General features: G+C 64.0%; 2 protein-coding genes and 1 pseudogene. 1 reads left to right on the forward strand and 2 read right to left on the reverse strand.

Annotation, left to right across the window (positions count from 1 at the left end):
• Together EOA60_RS17010 and EOA60_RS17015 are read right to left on the reverse strand one after the other, a co-directional pair.
• A pseudogene (locus EOA60_RS17010) lies at window positions 1-1,652 on the reverse strand (translocation/assembly module TamB); the annotation flags it as partial.
• A complete protein-coding gene (locus tag EOA60_RS17015; RefSeq protein ID WP_095824959.1) occupies window positions 1,652-3,580 on the reverse strand; it encodes an autotransporter assembly complex family protein in 1,929 nt (642 codons plus the stop codon). The pseudogene EOA60_RS17010 and the gene EOA60_RS17015, both read right to left, overlap by 1 nt.
• Before the next feature lie 278 nt (window positions 3,581-3,858).
• Between EOA60_RS17015 and EOA60_RS17020 the strand changes: the two genes are divergently transcribed.
• On the forward strand, window positions 3,859-5,388 hold a 1,530-nt coding region (locus EOA60_RS17020; RefSeq protein ID WP_245502572.1), incomplete at its 3' end, for a PAN/Apple domain-containing protein.

The following is a 5,388-nucleotide window of genomic DNA, read 5'->3' on the forward strand; positions in this document are numbered from 1 at the left end:
CCCTTTACGTTTGCCTGGATATCCGAGCCTTGCGCGCTGGCGGTGCCGCTGGCGCTGAGCGAGCCGGAGGTGAGTTCCAGCTCGTTGGCCGCGAAAGCGCCTTCCGGATCCCGGGTCGCGGTAGCCGAGAATTCCACCCGTTCGCCAAGCAGCGAGCTGATCTGCGGCGGCAGCGCCTTCGATACGGCGTCGGCATTCATCTTCAGCGTCATCGACAGGTCGGCGAGCGAGACGCCGGCGGTCAGCGCGGCATTGAGCGCATCGCTGCGCAACGTGCCCTGGTCGACGGTGACGGTGTCGCGGCTGATCGAACCGGCGAGATCGGCGGTTAGCTTGCCCGTCACCAGCGGCGCCAGGGTCGCCACGTCGGTCTTCAGGCCGGCGGCCGCGAGCTTGACATTGACCGGCCCGGTGCGGGTCGCGACGTCGAAGCCGTCGGAATGGACCTGTCCCGTCACATTGTTGAGCTGCGTGCCGCCGACGGCGATCGAGGCCAACGAGGTGCCGATGTCGACTATCGGCGCTTTGCCGTCGCCAAAGGCGCGTGCGGTCGCCTTCTCGACCGCGACCAGGATCGGCACCGCGCTGGTGCCGACGTCGATGGTGACGGGCTTGTCCTTGGCGGAGAGCTCGACGGCAAGATCGCTGGCGCCCTTCGGGTCGACATTGCCGGTGGCCGTGCCGTGCACAGCGCCGCTCTCTACAATTGCGCGCTCGATATCGATCCCGCCTGTCGTGGTCGCCGTCCCGGCCACGTCGAAATTCGTCTTGCCGGCAAACAGCGACTTGAACTTCTCCGGCAGGAAGCGCTCGAATTCGCCGTCGCCTTTGGCCTCGATATAGTGGCCCCTGTCGCTCAACTGATGGCGGCCGGTGAGCTGGGCGACGATCTGACGGTCGACAACGAACGTGCCGATGCCGTTCCAATTGGCGAGCGGCCCCGTGCCGGAGACGACGATATCGACGGGGGGCGCATCGGGGAGCTTGAGCAAATTGGCGATGATGCCGCCGGCCGGCTCCGACGCCTTGAGATCGAGGTCGAGCTTGTTGTCGGCCGGCGCGAAACGGACCTTGGCGTCGACATTGCCCTGCTTGCCGTCGCGGCGGGCGACTTTGAGCACCGTGTCGATCGCCAGCGGCGATGGATCGGCCTTGAGCGAACCCTTGGCGGCAAGTTCGGCAATGCCGCTGCCGGCGAGCTCTTGCCCGAGCGCGATCTCCGGCAGCTCGATCTCTTTGACGTCGATCGAGACCGGCAGACTGTTCGATGCGCCTTGCGACGGCTGTTGGCCGGCTCGTGGCAGCCGCGCCAACTCGATGCGCTCGGCTTCGATGCGATCGGCGCTGAAGTTGCGCGACAAAAGCGCCGTCGGCGACCAGTCGAGCGCCACCTTGCGCGCCACCAGCCAGGGCCCCGTGCGATCCTCCAGCACGACATGATCGAGCCTGAGCTGACCGGACCAGATGCCTTCGATACCGCTGACGGTGATCTTGCGGTCCTCGGTCGAGGCCAGCTTCGAGATCAGACCGGCGAGATTCTGACGACCGCCTTCGGTGCCGGTCAGCACGGCGAGGGCGCCGATCGCCACCACCAGCAGCAGGAGCAGCGCGTAAAGGCAGATACGAAGGATGCGCCAGAATATCCTCATCATCAGAACGCCTGACCGATGCCGGCATAGAGGCCGAAATGCGGATCGCCCGGATCGCGATTGAGCGGCACGGCGGCGTCGATGCGCAGCGGCCCGAATGGCGTAAGATAGCGCAGACCGACGCCGGCGCCGACCTTGACGTCGGAGAAATCGGGGAAGGATTTGGTCGAGACCGTGCCGGCATCGACGAACGGAACGATGCCGATCGTGTCGGTGACGGCCATGCGCATCTCGACCGAGGTCTCGAACAGGGACAGGCCGCCGATCGGCTGGCCGTCGATGTCCTTCGGGCCGATACCTTGATAGGCATAGCCGCGCACCGAGCCGCCGCCGCCGGAATAGAAGCGCCTGTCGGCCGGAACATTCTGCAGCCCGGTGCCAACGATCGAGCCGAGCGTGGCGCGTTCGGCGAGGACGAATCTGCTCGCCGTATCGAGCGACTGGTAAGCCGAGCCTTCGCCCTTCAACTTGAGGAATGTCGCGCCGTTCAGAATGTCGTAGCTCGGCTCGGCATAGGCGAGCGCCCGGAAACCCCTGGTCGGGTTGAGCTTGTTGTCGCGGCTGTCATAGACATATTGCAGCGGAATGCTGGCGATCAGATAGGTGTGCTTGCCGAAGGCGTCGGTGATCCTCGAGTAGTCGAGGTCGAATTCGGCCGAGACCCGCTGCCTCTTGTCGAGGTCGTAGGAGACTCCAACGTCGCCCTTGACCGAGAAATGGTCATAGGCGTCGGGGTGCTCCAACACGGTCTTGACGCCGGTGAAGAACTTCGATGTCGGCCCGAGCACCCCCGGCTTCTCGAACATGATGCCGGCATTGTAGTTGAGCGCGGAAATGCTGTTGCTGCCGATGCCGCTGATGGAGCCGTCGATGCGCAGCTTCTCTGCCTGGCCGAACAGGTTGCGGTGGCCCCAATAGCCTTCGAGCCCCAGTCCTTCCGTGTTCGAAAACGTGCCGCCGACGCCGAAAAAGCGCGGCTTGCGCTCGCTCACCTGGACGTCGATCGGAATGTTGCCTTGGGCGTCGAGGCTCTCGCCCTCCTTGATGGTCACGCTGTTGAAGACTTCGAGCCCGAGCAGCCGATCGCGGGCATCGTCAATCTCTTGCGGCGAATATTGCTGGCCCCGCTTTAGGTCGGTCATGTATTCGGTGAAGTCGCGATCGACCTTTTCGGTGCCCTCTACTGTGGTCTCGCCATAGCCGGCGACCGGGCCGGCCGCGACCGTCAGTGTCACGTCGAGCGTCGAGGTGTCATGGTCTGCGACGATCTCGCGATCCGTCACCTTGGCTAGCGGCCTGCCCTCCTCCTTGAGCGCTCGCACGATCGCCGCTTCGGCCTTGAGCACGGCACCCGAACTGGCGTCGCCGCCCGCGATCAGGCCGAAATCGGCGCTCGCCAGGCCGGCCGCGTCGCCTTTCAGTCTGATGTCGCCGAGGGTGAATTTCGGCCCGGCGGCGATGCTGACGACCACCGGAATGGGCTGCAGCCCCTTGAATTCGGCGTCCGGCGGCAGTTGGTCGATGGACTTGCCCTCTATGGTGATGGCGACCACGCCCTCGTAGCGGGCGTCGGCATAAAGGGCGGCAACCAGTTGCTCGCGGTCGCTGCGCGCCTTGGCCATCAAGCCGAGCGACCCTGATACCGGATGCTCCTCGTCATTTTTGAGCGCCGAGGCATCTTCCAGCTTCTTGACCAGATCCTTGTCGGCATCGGGAGCGTCCATGGTCACCGAATAGCGCAGCGGATCGACGATGTCGGCATCCTCGTCCTTGGACGAGCCCCAAAGCTTGATGCCGAAAATCTCGAAAGCAGCCGCCGGCCGCGCTTCGCCGGCGAGCATGGCCGCGCAGACGAGCGCCAAAAGCAGGGCGCGCGGAAGCCCGCGCCCTGGCGCGATCCCTCCTGACATCTGCGTTTCATACGCCGGCATTACGCTAACCTAGACGACAAAACTAAAATTGGAATGAAGTTCTGAAACGCTCGTAAAGGGGCCACAATCCAATTGTCTGAAATAGACCGGGCTTGGAATTCACACCTTTTGCGCCTTCGCAAGAAAGCGTGAACCCTTGTCCCATGGAGGTTCTGTCGAAATACCGGCCTGTGGCCGGCATGGAAACCGTTGGCGGGTTGAAAACCTGCCGCGTTCGGCGTTGACAAGCCTGTTTGATGCTTGATCATGCCCGGACGCTGCAATGTCGGGAGGGTGATATGGCAATGCGCGCGGCTCGTGGTTTCTCGTTCCTCATTCTTCTGTTCTTTGCCTTGAGCGGGGCCGCGCAAGCGGCCGAAGCCCGGCGAATCGTGACGACTGACAATTCCGACTATTTCGGTTTCGACCTCAGGTCCGACCAGAATGTCAGCCTCGACCAATGCAAGACCACATGCCTCGGCGATCCCGCCTGCCGCGCCTTCACCTACAACACCAAGGCCAAATGGTGCTTTCTCAAATCCGACTACAATCAGCTGAAACCCTTCAGCGGCGCCGTCGCCGGCAAAGTCGCAAACGTCGATGGCGACCCCGATATCGGCGCGCCGCCTCCACTTGCCTTCTTCCCCAACTGGATGGCCGATCAGGCCCAGCAGTTCCGCAACAAGCTGACCGATCCGGCCTATGACAAGCCGACCGAAGGACTGGCCGCACTTCAAGCCGCGGCCGAGCAGGCAGCGCTGACCGGCGACCATCGCCTGGCCATGCAGAAATACCAGGCGGCGCTGTCTGTCTTGCCCGACGACGGCGCGCTCTGGCTGGCGCTGGCGCGCGAGACGCTCGGCGTGCAGCCGGCTTCCAACACCTCCGAGCCCTCTACCCTGCCGGCAAACGTCACCTCGGCGGCCTTCAACGCCTATAAGCTGGTGCGCACGGCAAAGACCCGCGCCGAGGCGCTGGCGCTGCTTGCCGCTGGCCTCGACAAGCGCGACCTTTTCCGGCCGGCCATTCAGGCCTATGAGGCGAGCCTTGCGCTGGTGAACTCGCCAGCCGTGCAGGCCGACTACGCCGACCTCAAGGCACGCAAGGGTTTCCGCGTCGTCGACCATTCCGTCGATGCCGATTCCTCTTCGCCGCGCATCTGCGCCCAGTTCTCCGAGGACTTGGTGAAGACCGGCGTCGACTATTCGCAGTTCGTCACCGTCGACAATGCCGCTCCCAAGGCTGTCGAAGCCAAGGACAAGCAGATCTGCGTCGAAGGGCTTGAACATGGCCAGCACTATGACGTGACCTTCCGCGCCGGTCTGCCGGCCGCGATCGGCGAGACGATTGCCGCTCCGGTCGTGCTGTCGATCTATGTCCAGGACCGCGCCCCGTCCGCTCGCTTCACCGGCGACAGCTTCGTGCTGCCGGCCGGCGCCCGCCGCGGCATTCCGGTCGTCACCGTCAACATGAGCGCCGCCAAGATGAAGCTCTACCGCATCGGCGACCGATCGCTGGCGCAGCTTCTGTCCGGCTACCAGTTCCTGCATCAGCTCGACGGCTACGACATTTCCACCATTTCCGACCAGATGGGCGAGCCGGTCTGGGAAGGCACGCTCGACATCGCCAACGACCTCAACAAGGAGGTCACCACCTCCTTCCCGGTCGACAAAGCGATCCCGCAGCGCAAGCCCGGCGTCTATGTGCTGACCGCCCAGCCGGTCGACGACAAGAGCGACGATTATGGTTCGCGCGCCACCCAGTGGTTCGTCGTTTCCGACATCGGTCTGTCCACTTATACCGGCCAGGACGGTCTCAACGTCTTTGCC

The organism is Mesorhizobium sp. M1A.F.Ca.IN.020.06.1.1 (assembly GCF_004023265.1).
Lineage (GTDB): Bacteria > Pseudomonadota > Alphaproteobacteria > Rhizobiales > Rhizobiaceae > Mesorhizobium.